The organism is Duganella sp. CT11-25 (genome assembly GCF_047302815.1).
In the GTDB taxonomy this organism is placed as follows: domain Bacteria; phylum Pseudomonadota; class Gammaproteobacteria; order Burkholderiales; family Burkholderiaceae_D; genus Rugamonas.
In genome coordinates, this window is the sequence record NZ_JBKBFD010000001.1 from 1,840,169 (window position 1) to 1,856,378 (window position 16,210).

Annotated in this window: 11 protein-coding genes and 1 tRNA gene; 8 read left to right on the forward strand and 4 right to left on the reverse strand. The window is 67.0% G+C overall.

The annotated features are described in order from the left end of the window. Nucleotides 1-81 precede the first annotated feature (81 nt). The 3 genes from ACEN9F_RS07545 to ACEN9F_RS07555 are packed head-to-tail and all read right to left on the reverse strand — an operon-like array spanning nt 82 to nt 4,742. Nucleotides 82-2,484 carry a bifunctional acetate--CoA ligase family protein/GNAT family N-acetyltransferase gene (locus tag ACEN9F_RS07545; protein WP_413419388.1) on the reverse strand — a complete coding sequence of 801 codons (2,403 nt, stop codon included), beginning with the start codon at nt 2,482-2,484 and terminating at the stop codon, nt 82-84. 16 nt (nt 2,485-2,500) lie between these two features. Beyond that, a complete protein-coding gene (locus ACEN9F_RS07550) occupies nt 2,501-3,490 on the reverse strand; it encodes a DUF2804 domain-containing protein (protein ID WP_413419390.1) in 990 nt (329 codons plus the stop codon). A 10-nt stretch (nt 3,491-3,500) separates the two neighbouring features. Further along, nucleotides 3,501-4,742, reverse strand: coding sequence for a winged helix-turn-helix domain-containing protein (locus tag ACEN9F_RS07555; RefSeq protein ID WP_413419392.1), 1,242 nt, complete (start codon nt 4,740-4,742; stop codon nt 3,501-3,503). A gap of 136 nt (nt 4,743-4,878) precedes the next feature. Here ACEN9F_RS07555 and ACEN9F_RS07560 point away from each other — a divergent pair, with 136 nt between their 5' ends. The 3 genes from ACEN9F_RS07560 to ACEN9F_RS07570 all read left to right on the forward strand — a co-directional run bounded on the left by ACEN9F_RS07560 (nt 4,879) and on the right by ACEN9F_RS07570 (nt 12,645). Beyond that, nucleotides 4,879-7,515, forward strand: coding sequence for a diguanylate cyclase domain-containing protein (locus ACEN9F_RS07560; RefSeq protein ID WP_413419394.1), 2,637 nt, complete (start codon nt 4,879-4,881; stop codon nt 7,513-7,515). Between the two features lie 97 nt (nt 7,516-7,612). Further along, the gene (locus ACEN9F_RS07565; protein WP_413419396.1) at nt 7,613-8,839 is read left to right on the forward strand and encodes an exonuclease SbcCD subunit D C-terminal domain-containing protein; all 1,227 of its coding nucleotides are present in this window, start codon (nt 7,613-7,615) and stop codon (nt 8,837-8,839) included. Then, the gene (locus tag ACEN9F_RS07570) at nt 8,836-12,645 is read left to right on the forward strand and encodes an AAA family ATPase (protein WP_413419398.1); all 3,810 of its coding nucleotides are present in this window, start codon (nt 8,836-8,838) and stop codon (nt 12,643-12,645) included. Before ACEN9F_RS07565 ends, ACEN9F_RS07570 begins: the two co-directional genes overlap by 4 nt. Here ACEN9F_RS07570 and ACEN9F_RS07575 read toward each other — a convergent pair. Continuing rightward, nucleotides 12,642-12,797: a hypothetical protein gene (locus ACEN9F_RS07575; RefSeq protein ID WP_413419400.1), complete on the reverse strand. Its 156-nt coding sequence runs from the start codon at nt 12,795-12,797 to the stop codon at nt 12,642-12,644. The two genes, ACEN9F_RS07570 and ACEN9F_RS07575, sit on opposite strands and share 4 nt — an antisense overlap. 151 nt (nt 12,798-12,948) lie before the next feature. Between ACEN9F_RS07575 and ACEN9F_RS07580 the strand changes: the two genes are divergently transcribed. The 5 genes from ACEN9F_RS07580 (at nt 12,949) to ACEN9F_RS07600 (ending at nt 16,192) form a co-directional block, all read left to right on the forward strand. Continuing rightward, on the forward strand, nt 12,949-13,482 hold the full coding sequence (locus ACEN9F_RS07580; RefSeq protein ID WP_413419402.1) for a putative metalloprotease CJM1_0395 family protein: 534 nt from the start codon (nt 12,949-12,951) through the stop codon (nt 13,480-13,482). Between the two features lie 41 nt (nt 13,483-13,523). Beyond that, entirely contained in the window at nt 13,524-13,733 is a 210-nt protein-coding gene (locus ACEN9F_RS07585; protein WP_413419404.1) for a hypothetical protein, read from the forward strand. A gap of 76 nt (nt 13,734-13,809) precedes the next feature. Next, the gene (locus tag ACEN9F_RS07590) at nt 13,810-14,736 is read left to right on the forward strand and encodes a hypothetical protein (RefSeq protein WP_413419406.1); all 927 of its coding nucleotides are present in this window, start codon (nt 13,810-13,812) and stop codon (nt 14,734-14,736) included. Nucleotides 14,737-14,836: 100 nt separating this feature from the next. Further along, complete coding sequence (locus tag ACEN9F_RS07595) at nt 14,837-16,006, forward strand: methyltransferase (protein ID WP_413419408.1); 1,170 nt, start codon at nt 14,837-14,839, stop codon at nt 16,004-16,006. Between the two features lie 109 nt (nt 16,007-16,115). Then, nucleotides 16,116-16,192 (forward strand) — tRNA-Met (locus ACEN9F_RS07600). Nucleotides 16,193-16,210 lie beyond the last annotated feature (18 nt).

Sequence of the window (16,210 nt, forward strand, 5' to 3'; positions counted from 1 at the left end):
ACGCTTTGAGCTAGAACAAACCCGCCCAGCGTTAATATTTTTTAACTTCAGTGCCAATATATATCAAGCGCGCGGCGATAGCTATCGTAATGGCAATTGCAATCGCACCATACCCGCTTCAGGATGCGGTAATACCACGCCGCCGAAATGGCGCACCAGTTTTTGCACGCCCAAATTCTCCGACAAGGCGTCGCCGACGATCTCGCCGGTGCCGTGGCCGCGGAAGTAATCGACCAGTTTCTGGAACAGGATATAGCCCAGTCCCTGCCCTTTCAAATCGGAACGCACGATGATCGCAAATTCAGCGGACTGATTGTCCGGATCGGCCACCGCGCGCACCACGCCCAGCGTTTCCGGCTTGCCGTCGGCGCCGGCGCGGGTGGCGATGAAAGCCATCGCGCGGTCGTAGTCGATCTGCGTCAGCCGCGCCAGCTGGGCCGGCGGCAGTTCGCGCATGGCCGAGAAAAAACGCAGCCGGATATCGTCCGGGTCCAGCGCGCTGAAGAACACCTGGTGCTGCGGCGCGTCCTCCGGCCGGATCGGGCGCAGCAGGACCTGGCCGCCGCGCCAGTCGACCAATTGCTCCAGTTCCAGCGGATACGGGCGGATCGCCAGCTGGCGTCCGCCCCTGCGCACCTTGGCCAGCTGCAGCCGCGCCCCCAGCGCCACCACGCCGCCGCCGATGGCGATCAGCGGATTGAGATCGAGTTCGGCCAGCTCCGGCAAATCGGCCGCCATGTCGGCCACCTGCACCAGCGTGCGGCTGAGGGCTTCGGCGTCGGCCAGCGTCTGGCCCTGCGCCAGCAGGCGCGAGACGCGGGTGCGGCCGACCATGTCGCGCGCCAGCACCATGTTCAGCGGCGGCAGGCCGGCCGCGCGGTCGGCCGCCACCTCGGCGGCGATGCCGCCCTGGCCGAAGAACACCACCGGCCCGAACACCGGATCGGCGCCGATCTGGATGCGGGCGGCCGCCAGTGTCTGGCCGGTCAGCGCGGCCTGCTGCGGCGTGGCCAGCGCGATGCCGTAGGCCGACAGCAGCGCGCGCGCATCGTTGTCGGACAACTCGGCGCGGCCGGCCGCCAGCGCCGCCTGCACCAGCGCGCGCGCCGCCGCCCGCTCCGGCGCGGCGGTGGTCGGCAGGCCGGCCGGCACTTCCATCAGCAAATCCTGGTTGCGGCGGTACTGGGCGATCTGCAGGAAACCGTGCACGGCCTTTTCCGGCGTGTCGTAGGTCGGCAGGCCGGCGTCGGCGAAGATCTTGCGCGCCGCCGCCACCGAACTGCCGCCCAGCCAGCACGACAGCACGTTCTTGTTCGCGGCCTTCATCAACGGCGCCACCGCTTCGGCGATCAGGGAGCTCGGCACCATCGCGGTCGGCGCGTGCAGGAACAGCAAGGCATCGGCCTGCGGTTCGCGCAGCAGCGCTTCGGCCGCGCCGACATAGCGCTCGACCGGCACGTCGGCCAGCAGGTCGGCCGGGTTGGCTTGTGGTGCGCCGCTGCGCGCCAGCAGCTTCAGGGTATCGGCCGACAACGGCGCCAGCTGGGCGCCGCTGCATTCGAGCGTGTCGGCGGCGATCAGGCCCAGGCCGCCGCCGTTGGTCAGCACCGCCAGCCGCTCGCCGCGCTGCGGACGGCGGCGCGCCAGCGTTTCCACGGCGTCGAACAGGTCTTCGGTGGCGTACACGCGCAGCATGCCGGCGCGGCGGATGGCGGCGTCGAACACCAGGTCGGCGCCGGGCGCGGCGTCGCGGCCGACCTTGAGCACGATGACCGGCTTGCCGCGCGCCGCCAGCCGGCCGGCCGACATGAACTTGCGCGCGCTGCTGAGGTTTTCGATGCAGAGCAGGATCGCTTCGGTGTCGGCGTCGGCCGCCAGGTAGTCCAGCAGGTCGCCGAAATCAACGTCGACGGTGTCGCCCATCGCCACCACGCGCGAGAAGCCGATGCCGCGCAGGCTGGCCCAGTCCAGCACCGCCGTGGCCAGCGCGCCCGATTGCGACACGAAGGCCAGCTTGCCGGCGCCGGCGGCCAGGTGGGTGAAGCTGGCGTTCAGGCCCAGCGCCGGCGATTGCAGGCCGACGCTGCCGGGTCCGAGAATGCGCAGCAGGTGCGGCTTGGCCGCGTCCAGCATGGCCTGGCGCATGCCGCGTCGGTCGGCCGGATCGGGATCGGCCGTCATGACGATGGCGGCCTTGGTGCCGCGCGCGCCCAGTTCGGCGATCAGGCCGGCGATGGTGGCCGGCGGCGTGCACAGGATGGCCAGGTCCGGCGCCGACGGCAGCGCCGCCACCCGGGCATGGCACGGCATGCCGTGCAGCGTCTGGTGCTTGGGATTGACGGGCCAGATCGCGCCGCCGCCGGCGAAGCCGCCCTCGCTCAGGTTGGAGAGCACCCGCGTGCCGATGCGCTGTGGATTGTCCGAAGCGCCGATCACGGCCACCGAGCGGGGTTGGAACAAACGGTCGAGATTCCTGATGCTCATGGCCTGCTTCTCCCTGCTACCAGCGTGAGGAATGGTCCTCGGTCACACCCATCATCTGCGTGACGATGCGTTTCGGTTGATCCGGCGCGCTGCGCACCCAGCCGGTGAAGGTGCCGATCGGCTGCAGGTAGCGGCTGGCCGCCACCACCATTTTCTTGTTCTCGCGGCGCGCGCCTTCCGGCGTGAAGTACAGTTCCAGCAGATCGTCTTCGGTAAAGATATGCCATTGCGACAGCGGATCGCTGCTATCGTATATGAAATGGGCCGGCGCCAGCGCATGCACCGCGCCGTCCAGCCACAGTGCGTTCTCGTGGCCGCCGAAATAACCGGCCTGCAGGTTGAAACCCATCTCCAGATTATGCGCCGAGGCCCAGCGCCAGGCCGTGTGGCGCGCCAGCAGGCCGTTGGAATAGTCGAAGCTGGCGACGCCGCCGGCCAGGTCGTAATCCTCGCGCCAGGTGCGCACCTCGCCTTTCAGCGGCAAGCCGGACGACTTTTGCGTCGCATGCACCGAGCCCTTGGCCACCGGCCCGGCGGCCAGCAGCAGCGGCGAGGCGCCGGGACCGAACTCGGCGTCGATCTCCAGGTAGTCGCAGCGCAGCGACAGCTCGAAGCTGCCGTCGTCCCGGCTGGCTATGCTGATGTGGCTCTTGCGGGTCTTGAACAGGCTGGATTCGCCCGCGTGGTTGGCCAGCCGCGCCGACAGCCCCGGCAAGCCGTCCTGCGAGAAGTTGGCCAGCATGTCGCCGTCGTTGCGGTCGAAGGCGTAGGCGAAGGCGGTGCTGGTCCAGCCCAGGTCGACGATGGCGACCGCGCAGAAGATCTGTTCGGTGCACAGCGCCACATAATGCCAGCGCTTGTGGTGAAAACGCCGCCACAGGCGGCTGCGCGCGAACGGCGCGGCCAGTTCGCTCCAGTCGATATGGCCGACCTGGCCGGCATAGCGGCCGAACAGCGGCTGGCCGTCGGGGCCGAGCAGGCTGGCGGGGGCTGCCGGCAAGCTCATGGTGCTACCTTCATGCGGCTTCCTTTTCGATGTTGGCCGCGTCCAGCGCGGCCTGCAGCAGCGGCCCGAAACCGTCGGGCGTGGCTTGCGTGATCTGTACTTGCGGGCAGTCGTGCCAGTTGGCGAGACGCTGCAGCGCGCCGGCGATGTCGCGCGCGAAGCGCTCGCTGACGCGCGTTCCCGGCTCCAGCACCAGCGACTTCAATTCAAACACGCCGTCGCGGCGGTGCGCCTTGGCGTCGACCCGGCCGACCAGCGCGCCGCGCCGCAGGATAGGCAGCGTGAAGTAGCCATAGCGGCGCTTGTCGGCCGGCGTGTAGCATTCGAGCCGGTAGTCGAAGCCGAACAGTTCCTGCGCGCGGCGGCGGTCCCAGACCACCGGGTCGAACGGCGACAAGATCGTCGTCAACGTCGCCGACAGCGCGCCGGCGGCGGCGCTTTCCAGCAGTCCGGCGTGGTCGGGGTGGACGTAGACCGGATCGTCCCAGTCGTCGACCCAGGCGCGCAGCAAGGCGCCCTCCCCGACCAGCGTTTCCGGGTCCAGGCGCGGCGGCTTGGTGCGGAAGTAATCGCTGATCCAGGCGCCGCGCGCGCAGCCCATCGCCTTGACGGCCTTGAGCACCAGCGCGCGCCGCGTGTCGTCGTCGGCCGGCATGCGGCTGTCGTCCCAGTGCGGCAGCACGCGCTCGGCCAGGTCGTAGATGCGCTGGAAGTTGTGGCGCGCAGCGATCATCAGCGCGCCGGTGGTGAACAGGACTTCGAGCGAGCGCTTTTCCGGCTTCCAGCTCCACCAGCCGCCGCTTTGGCCGTCGGTGCGCTCGAAGTCCGACGAGCGGGTCGGGCCGTTGACGCGGATATGCTCGAGCACCGCGTCGACCTCGGCGCGGCGCTCCTTCATCCAGGTGGCGGAATACTTCCAGCCCATCGCCTCCGGATTGAGCATGCGGTGGCGATACAGGCCGTAATCCTCGATCGGCACGAAGCAGGCCTCGTGCGCCCAGTATTCGAACAGTTCGCCGGCGGCCAGCGACTGCTCCAGCCACGGCTGCGGATAGTCGCCCAGCCGGCTCCACAGCACCAGATAGGGGCTGCGCGCCACCACATGGATGGTATCGATTTGCAGCACGCCCATCTGGCGGATCGCCTCCAGCACATCGGGCTGGCGCGCCTTGCGGCGACGCGGCTGCAGCAAGCCCTGCGCGGCAAGATGCAGTGCCCGCGCGGCGGACAGGCTCAGAATCAGTTCGGTCATGACCGCTATTCTAATAAAGAAATCAACATTGCCTGTGATCGAAGCGCGATTTTTTTCACCCGGCGAGCCCCAAACCGGATATTTCCGTGCAGAATATCCACACACGACTTCCACCGACCCTGTTTGGACATAGCCGATGCTGGATTTCCTACGCCGACTGTACCGCGTCATCCTGCTGCCGTCCTTTGGCGTGGCGCTGCTGGCCATCATGTGGACCGCGGTCGCCTACCAGGTGCGGCAGGAAAAACTCACGGCCCGCCACGAGGCGGTGCAGCACAGCCAATCGCTGGCGCGCACGCTGGCCGAGCACACCAACCACCTGCTGCGCCAGACCGATCACGCCACCCAGCTGTTCAAGCTCAAGTTCGAGGAAACCCACGGCGCGCTGCGGCTGGCCGAATTCACCCGCAAGAACGGCCTGCTCGACTCGCTGCTGCCGACCAAGCTGGACCTGCCGCTGGCGATCGTCGGGCCGGACGGCCGCCTCGTCGACAGCCTGAACGGCTACTTCCCGCCGGAGATGGGGCAGCTGGCCTTCTTCCAGAGCCATGTGTCCAATCCGGCCGACAGCGCGATGGTGGCCACGCCGGTGGTCGATCCGCGTACCAAGAAATGGCAGATCCAGATCTCGCGCCGGCTCAACCGTCCGGACGGCAGCTTCGCCGGCGTGATCGTGGTGATGATGGATCCGGCCTATTTCGTCGAGGACTACGACCGCCTCACCGTCGATACCGGCGGCGCGGTGATGCTGATCAGCCGCGAGAACGGCATGTCGGCGGCCCGCATCGACGACCAGCTGATCATCAGCGACACCATCGACTTCAGCGTGGCCCAGGGCAGCAAGACGCAGCCGGCCGACGAGCTGCTGCTCAAGCGCCCGTTCGACGCCGTCGACCGCATCTACGGCTACGCCGACATGCCGCGCTTCCTGCTGATGGCGGTGGTGGGCAACCCGACCGCCATGGCGATGGCGCGCTTCGAGCACCGGCGCGATATGTACTACGCGGCGGTGGCGGTGGCCTCGCTGGTGGTGCTGCTGTTCGTCGGCCTGCTGATGCAGCAGGCGTACCGCCTGCGCCGCAGCGCGCGCATGGTGATCGAGGCGCAAATGATGCTGCGCGCCGCCGCCGACGCCAGCCTCGACGCGGTGTACCTGTTCAAGGCCTGCCGCATGCGCGGGCCGAAGCGGGAAATCCTCGACTTCACCATCGCCGACCTGAACGAGCGCGGCGCCTCGCTGCTGGGATGGAGCCGCGACGACATCAAGGGCAAGCGCATGATCGAAGTCATGCCCCAGCTGCACAGCAACGGCTTCCTCGACAAATACAAGCAGGTGCTGGCCACCGGACTGCCGCTGGAGGAAGAGTTCCAGGTCGACTTCCTGCCGGACCGCGACGTCCACTGGCTGCATCACCAGATCGTCCCCATCGCCGACGGCGTGGCCATCACGGCGCGCGACATCACGCCGCGCAAGGAGGCCGAACTGGCGATGCGCAAGAACCAGGCGGAACTGGCCGCCGTCAACGACGCCTCGCCCCTGGGCCTGCTGCGCGCCGACGCCACCGGCCACTGTACCTATGTCAACCGCACCTTCGAGTTCATCACCGGCCTGACGCGCGAGGAGGCGCTGGGCGACGCCTGGATGCGCGCCGTGCATCCGAGCGACCGCGCCGTGCTCAAGGCGGCACTGAACCACATGGCGCAAACCCGCCTGCCCTACCAGGACACGCTGCGCTGCATCCACCCGGACGGCATGATCATCTGGGTCTCGTTCAAGATCGCCGCGATGCTGGTCGACGGCAAGGTGTACGGCTACGTCGGCACCGTCGACGACATCACGCACATCCGCAAATCGGTCAATGCGCTGCGCGAGAGCGAGGCGCGGCTGCGCACCATCGCCGACACGCTGCCGGCGATGGTGGCCTACATCGACGCCGACCAGGTCTACCGCTTCCACAACGTCGCCTACGAGCGCGAATTCAACCGCACCGGCACGGCGGTGCTGGGCCGGACCATCCTCGACACCATGGGCGAGGAACGCCACGCCTTCCTGGAGCCCTACATCCTGCGCGCGCTGGCCGGCGAAACATTGACGTTCGAAGAAGACGACACCAGCGCCGATGTCGAGCGCACCTTCGAGGTGGTCTACATTCCGCAAATGTACGAAGACGGCGGCGGCGTGATGGGCTTCCACGTCATGCGGCAGGACATCACGGCGCAAAAACGCGAGAAGCAGCGCCTGCTGCGGCTGTCGCAGGTCGACGCGCTGACCGGCCTGACCAACCGCGCCGGCTTCCTGCAAAAACTGCACGATACGATGATGTCCCACCGCGAGACCGGCGACCTGATGGCGGTGATGTACATGGATATCGACCGCTTCAAGCCGGTCAACGACACCTTCGGCCACAGCGTCGGCGACGCGCTGCTGAAGGCCTTCTCCGCCCGCCTGACCCACACCATGCGCGCCAGCGACACCATCGCCCGCCTTGGCGGCGACGAGTTCACCATCATCATGGAACGCATCCACCGCATCGACGACGCGGCCGCGCTGGCGGCCAAGATCGTTAGCGCCATGCAGACCGAATTCGACCTGGATGGCACGGTGGTGTCGATATCGGCCAGCATCGGCCTGGCCTATTACAGCGGCGAGGATGTCAGTCCGGCGGAGTTGCTGAACCGCGCCGACGTGCTGCTGTACGAGGCCAAGCAGGCGGGCCGCAACACCTTCCGCGCCGGCCCGGCGCTGGCGCCGCCGGCCAGCAATGCCGCCTGAAGTACCCGGTCATCGCGCCGGACACCGCGTTTAATCAACTCGCTTGCGGCCATCTTGCGCTATATTGAGCGCTTCCCGGCTGTTTTACACTATCTTCATGCGTCTGCTGCACACCTCCGACTGGCATCTCGGCCAATCCCTGCATAATTTCGAGCGTCATTACGAGCACCAGCGCTTCCTCGACTGGCTGCTCGACACCGTCGTCGCCGAGCAGGCCGACGCGCTGCTGATCGCAGGAGACATCTTTGACAATGCCAATCCATCATCGTCTTCGCAGAAGCAGCTGTACCGGTTCCTGCAACAGGCCAGGGAGCGGGCGCCGCACCTGAATTTGATCGTCATCGCCGGCAACCACGATTCGCCGGGGCGGCTGGAGGCGCCGGGACCGCTGCTGGAGGCGCACGGCACGCGCGTCATCGGCGCGGCGCAGCGCAAGGACGATGGCGAGATCGATGTCGAATCGCTGGTGCTGCCGCTGACGGGCCGCAGCGGCGCGGTCGAGGCCTGGTGCCTGGCGGTGCCCTTCCTGCGTCCGGGCGACGTGCCGCGCGTGGCGGCGGAAGACGGCGCCGATCCTTACCTGGCCGGCATCGCCCTGCTCTACAAGCAGGCGCTGGAACTGGCGCTGGACAAGCGCCAGGACGGCCAGGCGATACTGGCGATGGGCCACTGCCACATGGTGGATGGCCAGATGTCCAACGATTCCGAACGCCGTATCGTCATCGGCGGCACCGAGATGCTGCCGGCCGGGATCTTCGATCCGGCCATCGTCTACGCGGCGCTGGGCCATTTGCACCTGGCGCAGGCGGTCGGCAAGCAGCAGCACATCCGCTATTGCGGCAGCCCGATTCCGCTGTCGTTCGCGGAGGTGGGCTACCAGCACCAGATCCTGCGCATCGATATCGACGGCGCCGCCGTGCGCGAGATCGTACCGCTGATGGTGCCGCGCTCGGTCGAGCTGCTGCGCATTCCGGCCAGGCCGGCGCCGATAACGCAAGTGCTGGAGGAGCTGGCCGCGCTGGATCTCGCGGACGCTGCACCCGGCCAGCAGCCCTTCCTTGAAGTGCGCGTGCTTCTCGACGCCCCGGAGCCGGGCCTGCGCTCGCGCATCGAGGCGGCGCTGGACGGCAAGCCGGTCCGGCTGGCCAAGATCGAAACGTCCAGCGCGGCGCGCGCCTCGTCCATCGACAACGACGTGATGACGCTGGATCAATTGGAAAAGCTCAAGCCGGACGACATCTTCAAGCAGCTGTATCAGCAACGCTTCGGCAACGACGCGCCGGCCGATACGCTGACCGCTTTCGCGGAGTTGATGCTGCCATGAGAATCCTGAAAATCAATGGCAAGAACCTGGCGTCGCTGGCGGGCGAATTCAGCGTGGACTTCGAACAGGAGCCGTTGGCCTCCACCGGCCTGTTCGCGATCAGCGGCCCGACCGGCGCCGGCAAGAGCACCTTGCTGGATGCGCTGTGCCTGGCCTTGTACGACGCCACACCGCGCCTGTTGCGCGTGGCCGGCCGCAGCTTCCTGACCGACGTCGGCGCGGAAACCGTCTCCGCGCAGGACCCGCGCACGCTGCTGCGCCGTGGCACGGCCGAAGGTTACGCCGAAGTGGATTTCATCGGCAACGACGGCGCCTCGTACCGCGCGCGCTGGAGCGTGCGCCGCTCGCGCACCAAGGCCGAAGGCGCCTTGCAGCCCACCATGATGACGCTGAACCTGCTGCCGGCCTTGCAGCCGATCGGCGGCACCAAGACCGAAGTCAAGGTGGAAATCGAGAAGCGCATCGGCCTGTCGTTCGAGCAGTTCACACGCGCGGTGCTACTGGCGCAGAACGAATTCTCGGCCTTCCTCAAGTCCGAGGACAACGAGCGCGGAGAACTGCTGGAGACACTGACGGGCAGCACCATCTACTCCGAGATTTCGATGCGCGCCTTCGAGCGCGCCAAGCTGGAACAGGCCGCGCTGCAAAGACTGAACGCGCGGCTGGCCGACCAGAAGCCGCTCAGCGGCGAGCAGCGCGGCGAACTGGAAGCGCAAAGCACCGCCGCCGCCGAAGCACTGCACGCGCTGGAGCAACGCAAGGCCGAGCTGGAGCAGGAACTGCGCTGGCACCAGCAATCCGAAAGGTTGAAGCAGGAAGAACTGGCAGCGCACCAGGCCAGCCTGTCCGCACTTGCCGACATCGACGCCGCCGCGCCACGCCGCACCGCGCTGGCCCTGATCGACGCCGTGCAGCCGGCGCGCCCGCTGGCTGAGGACATCCGTCGCATCGACGCCGACATCGCGCATACGCAAGCGGCCATCACCACGAGCACGCAGGCAGCACAACAGGCCGCCCTGACGCTGGACCAGGCCAGCACCGCGCAAACGCAAGCCGCCGCCGGCGTGCAGGAATCGGAAATCGCCCAGCGCGCCGCCGCCCCACAACTGGATCACGCCAAAGCGCTGGACGCCCGTATTGAGGCCATGCTGCCAGCCTACCGCCAGGCCGCTGCCGCCTGCGAGAAGGCCGATCACGCGGATGCCGCCGCCAAGGCCGCGCTGCAATCGCGCCAGGATGAACACGGCAAGCTGGCCGTGCAGCATGAAGCGGGCATCGCGTGGCTGCAGCAGCACAAGCAATGGAAAACGCTGGCGCAGTCGTGGGACCGCTGGGACGTGCTGTTCGTGCAAGCCGGCCAGGAATCCGCAAAGGCCGAGAAGCTGGCGACCGCACTGGCGCGCGTGCAGCGCAACGCCAAAGCGCATCGCGACGACGAAGCCGATGCCAGCGCCAAACTCGCCACCGCCGGCGCAACGCTGCAAACACTGGACACCCAGCGCCAACAAGCGACACAGGAAATGGCATCCTTCTCCGCCGAGCAGTTGCAGGCATCGCGCAGCAGTTGGGAGCAGCGCCGCGACCTGTTGGCCGGCGCCGAGAAAATATGGATAGAACTGGAAGCGCGCCAGCACCGCAGCAGCCAGATCGAAGTGCAATCCGCACATCTGCGGCAGGCGACGGCATCGGCCGAAACGCAACTGGCATCGGCACAACAGGAAGGCATCGCGGTCACGGCGGCCTTGTCGCAGGCGGAGCGCTCGCTCAAGCTGGCGGAAGCCGCCTGCGCCGCCAGCGTCGAATCGCTGCGCGAAACACTGGAAGACGACACGCCCTGCCCGGTCTGCGGCGCGCACGAGCATCCGTACCGCCACAACGACGGCGGGCTGCAAGCCATGCTGGGCGAGCTACAATCGGAAGTCTCCCGCTGCCGCCAGCGCATGGAGTCCAACTTCAAGCTGCAGGCCGAACAACGCGCAACGATGCAGGCCAGCCTGGAACAATTGAACGTCCTCGCCGCCGAAAACCGCACCGTGCAGCAAGCGCTGGAACGCGCGGCCACAGCATGGAACGGCCATGCGCTGGCCGCCAGCGCTCCGCTGCCGCCGGAGCCGGAACGCGGCGCATGGTTTGTCGCACACCTGAGCGAGGCGCAGACCGCGCTGCAAGCAGTCGAGCAGCAGGAGCGCGCGCTGCACTCCGCGCGCATCAAGCGCGATCAGGCGCAATCGGCTTACGATGCCGCCGCCGCGGAGCATGTCCGCCTGCAAGGCGTGGCATCCGCCGCGCAAACCGCGCTGGCATTGTCGACCACCGAGTTCAAGGCGCTGGAAGACCAGCGTATCGAAGTCGCCCTGACCTTGAGCGGCCTGCTGTCCGATCTGGACGCGGCCTTCAGCGGCGGCGATATTCCTAGCGAAGACTGGAAAGACGACTGGAAAGCCGGTCCGGCCCGATTCCATGAGGCCCGCCAGGCGGAGAGCAAGCAATGGCTGACGCAACGCGCGGCCTACGACGAACGCGCGGCCTCGCTCGCGGCCTTCGAGGCCGAACTGAAAACGCTGAACGAAACACTGGCCAGGACCGGCCTGGATGCGCTGAACGCGCGTAGCGCCTACAGCGCCGCCGATACCGCACTGAAGGAAAGCCAGCAGCAACGCATGGCCATGTGGGGCGGCAAGGAAGTGCGCGACGTCGAAAGCGCGCTGCTCGCCGCCGTCGACGCCGCCCGCTCGCTGCTGGCCACGCGCCAGGCCGCCGCACAGCAAGCGTCGCAAGCCAGGACCCGACTGGATGAGGCGCTGGCGCAGGCCACCAATCGTATCGCGACGCTACAAGCCTCCACGACGGCGGCGGCCACCAGGCTGTCCGACTGGCTCGCGGCATTCCAGCAGCGCCAGCCCGATGCCGGCCTGCAGGACCTGGAACAACTGCAAGCGCTGCTCGCCCGCTCCGCCGACGACGTCGACGCCGAACGCGCCGCGCTGCAAGCCATCGCCCGCGCGGCCGACAACGCCGCCACCGTTCTCAAGGAGCGCCAGCGCCAGCGCGAACAGCACCAGCTCTCAGCCCCGCCGCCGCGCGCGCCGGCCGAAGACACGCCTGACGAAGACGCCGCGTCCACCGCCGAATCGCCGATCGCCGTGCTGGCCGCCGCCCTCAACGCCCTGCTGGCCGAACGCAAAGTCGCACACGACGGCGCCGCTGCACTGCAGCTGGCGCTGGCCCAGGACGACGCCAAGCGCCAGCAATCGCAAGCCATGCTGGCCGAAATCGAACAGCAGGAAGCAATCGAACAGCGCTGGTCGCGCATGAGCGACCTGATAGGTTCGGCCGACGGCAAGAAATTCCGCAATTACGCGCAGCAGTTCACGCTGGACGTCCTGCTGGGCTACGCCAACGCCCACCTGAACCACCTCTCCCGGCGCTATCAGCTGGAGCGCATCAACAATCCCGCCAGCCCGTCGCTCGCGCTGCTGGTGCGCGACCAGGACATGGGCGGCGAGATGCGCTCGGTCCACTCGCTCTCCGGCGGCGAATCCTTCCTGGTCTCGCTGGCATTGGCGCTGGGGTTGGCGTCGCTGTCCTCCAACCGCGTGCGCGTGGAGTCGCTGTTCATCGACGAAGGCTTCGGCAGCCTGGATGCGGAAACGCTGCGCGTCGCGATGGATGCGCTGGACGGCCTGCAGGCGATGGGCCGCAAGGTTGGCGTCATCTCCCACGTGCAGGAGATGACCGAGCGGATATCGACGAAAATACTGGTCCAGCCGTCCGCCGGCGGCAAGAGCGCGATCAGCGTGGTTTAGCGGGACGGCTCTTCGCGACGCTCCATCTTCAGCATCTCCCATCCCAGTTCACGCCGGATCTGCTTCGGGTCCGGCGGCGGGCGCCGTTCCTCCAGCTGCGTTTGCAACCACTGTCGTACTGCCTCTTTGGTCGGCTGCTTGGTGTGATCCATGGTCTTGCCTCTTTGATTGAAGAATAATCCCTAGACCAGCCTTCAACGCGACGCGGCAATTTCAGTTGACTTAACATCCGCAAGCCAGGCGTCAAATTTGCAACCAGATGCTACAAATTTGCTATGATTTAGGCACTTACGAGACACACAGATGAGCATCGGCGCCATATCACCGAGTTCCGCCATTCAGCCAGCGCCGCGCGCAGCGCCGCCGGTTCAGGCGTCTGCATCCCCACAAGCGGCGGCGACCTCCAGCACCACCAACCTCACGCCCGAAGCGCTGGCCCTGATCGACCAGCTCAAGGCCCGCGACACCGAAGTACGCCAGCACGAGCAGGCCCACCTGGCGACGGCGGGCGGACTGGCCGTCTCCGGCGCGTCGTACACCTATCAGCGTGGGCCGAACGGCGTCAGTTATGCGATCGGCGGCGAGGTCAATATCGACACCTCGCCCGGCGGCACGCCCGAGGAAACCATCCAGCGCGCGCGCACCATCCAGGCGGCGGCGCTGGCGCCTGCCGAACCGTCGGGCGCCGACCGTTCCGTCGCCGCCCAGGCGCAGCAGATGGAAGCCCAGGCGCGCGCCGAACTGGCGCAGCAGCAAACGCAGGATGCGACCGGCCGTGTCCAACGAACCTACGGCGCGGCGCCGCAGGAGCCGCCCAAGCTGGATATCTACGCCTGAGTGATAGAATCCCGCCTTTGCCGCTTGCCTCACTCGAAACCATGTTAAAAGCACCACGCACCCTCACCTTCAAATGCGCCAAGTGCGCCAAAGCCGTACAAGTCCGCCTGCAAAAGGTCTCGGCCTGCTCGCACATCCAGCCTTACTTCGGCGTTTGCGCGTGCGGCGAAGTGAAACACCACGCCATCGGCCAGAAAGACGCGGTCGAATCCTACCTGGCCGCGCCGGAAGGCTGGACCCATCACCACTAATTCGCGCCGGGGGCTCAAGTAATCCGCTACGATACCGTTATAGAGTTGTAGAAGTACTATCAAAACGGAATCCGCCATGCCTAACATCCCCGCCCTCGGCGCCCGCTCCCTGCCGGCGTCCCTATACGCAGCCAATCAACGCAATGACGGAAAAACCGACAATGCGACCGCCGTGCAAAAGGCGAAAGGCATAGACTCCACGCCTGTCTCGCTGTCGGGCGACGGGCTGGATCTGCAAAAGCGCGTGGCCTCGGTCGGCAATGCGACGGTCGATTTCGCCCAGGATTTCGTCAGCGGCTTCACGCAGGCGCTGTTCGGCGACGCCGCCAAGGGCGCGGTGATCGACTTCGACTCGGCCAGTCTGGAAACCTCGTCCAGCTACGCGCTGGGCGCGCTGCACAGCGAAGGCGCCAACGGCACCACCGACGCCGCCGCCTTCCGCCTGACCGACAGCTCGCACTTCATCGGCAAAGGCACGATCACCACCGCCGACGGCCGCAAGTTCGATTTTGAAGTCGAAGTCCAGTACAACTACGAGCTGAATGCGGCGGCCAGCCAGACCACCGACACCAGCAGCCTGCCTGCGCCGGATCAGAAAGACGGCAAGCCGAAGGCCAGCAATCTCAAGGACCTGCCAACCGTGCAGCTGCCGAATATCGACTTCCCCGGCACGCTGGCGGACCTGTTCAAACTGATCGGCGTCGATCTGCAAAGCGCGCTGGCCAGCAGCGACGGCGACGACAGCCAGACCAGCAACGGCATCGACCGCAACGCGCTGCGCAACCTGTCGCTACGCCTGCTCAACCTGGTCGACAGCAAGGACACCAACACCTACGCCGACCTGGCCAGCGCGGACAAAGCCAAATCGGCTACCGATGCGCAAGCCGCGATCGACGCCAAGTTGCCGGAGCCTGCGCCCGCGCCTGCGAAGGCCGCCGCGCCTGCGGTCGATCCCGCCCCGGTCATCGACGACACCGTCCAGCCGGAAAAGCCCTCGGCCTGACGACAAGCCGGCCGCCCAGCCGGCGACCGGTATAATAGCGACACTCTCCGCTACGCGGCCACGCGTCAGCGCGTCACTATTTTCCGTCGATTGATCCAACATGCCTGTACAAACCTCCTCCGCCCCGATTCCGCAGCAGATCCACTGGGAGGAAAACGGTGTGGCATGTTCCGCGCGCTGGCGCTCCGAAGCCGGCATGCCGCCGCCGAAGCGCGTCGTGATCGCCGACGACCGTACCAACGCCGATGTCGCCTACCGCCTCGCCTGCGAAGGCACGGCGCTGCTGTGGCGCGGCGACTTCCAGAACGCCCGCCAGTTGCTGCAAGCGCTGGCGCGCCGCGCGGACCACAAAAGCAAGCCAGCCAAGAAGGCCAAGCCCGCCAAAGCCCCCGCCACGCCGACCGAAGCGTTCCACCTGCATCGCCAGGCCCAATCGCAGCGCGCCCGCACCCTGGCCATGCTGCTGATTCCTTTCGACGACGGCTACACCATTCCGCTGCGCCGCGCGCCGGACGTGCAGTTGGCGTGCAACGAGGCTTACGGCCGCTTCGAAGAACCGTTCATCGCCTCGCTGCGCGAGCTGCTTGGCCTGATCGGCGCGCACGAATGGCGCCGCACCGGCGTCGAGATTCCGGCGCTGGACGCGCGCATTCATCCGCACTACGGCGTGTTCTCCCCTGTGCGCGGCGAATACGTGCAACTGGTGGCGGATACGCCGCTGCCGGCCGGCGCCAAGCTGGCCTTCGATATCGGCGCCGGTACCGGCGTGCTGTCAGCGGTGCTGGCCAAGCGCGGCGTGGCCCGCGTGGTCGCCACCGACCAGGATCAGCGCGCGCTGAGCTGCGCCCGCGAGAACCTGGCGCGCCTGGACCTCGACGACAAGGTCGAGCTGCTGGAGGCGGACCTGTTCCCCGAAGGCCGCGCGCCGCTGGTGGTGTGTAATCCGCCGTGGGTGCCTGCGCGTCCGAGTTCGCCGATCGAATACGCGGTCTACGATCCGGACAGCCGCATGCTGCGCGGCTTTCTGGCCGGCCTGTCCGGCCACCTGACGCCGGGCGGCGAGGGCTGGCTGATCCTGTCCGACCTGGCCGAGCACCTGGGCCTGCGTCCGCGCGAAGAGCTGATGGCATGGATCGCCGCCGCCGGCCTGAAAGTCATCGACCGCCACGACGTCCGCCCGACCCACCCGCGCGCCGCCGACGCCGCCGATCCCCTGCACGCCGCCCGAGCCGCCGAAGTCACCTCGCTGTGGCGCCTGGCTGCCGCGTAAAATGATGCGATAAACATAAGCGCCACTTAAAAAAATCAACGAAATATAAGTGGCTCTTATTTTGACCCTTGCGCAACGCAACAAGGCTATGTATAATTCGGGCCTCAGACGCGGGGTGGAGCAGTCTGGCAGCTCGTCGGGCTCATAACCCGAAGGTCACAGGTTCAAATCCTGTCCCCGCAACCAGATTCAAAAAGCCGTTGA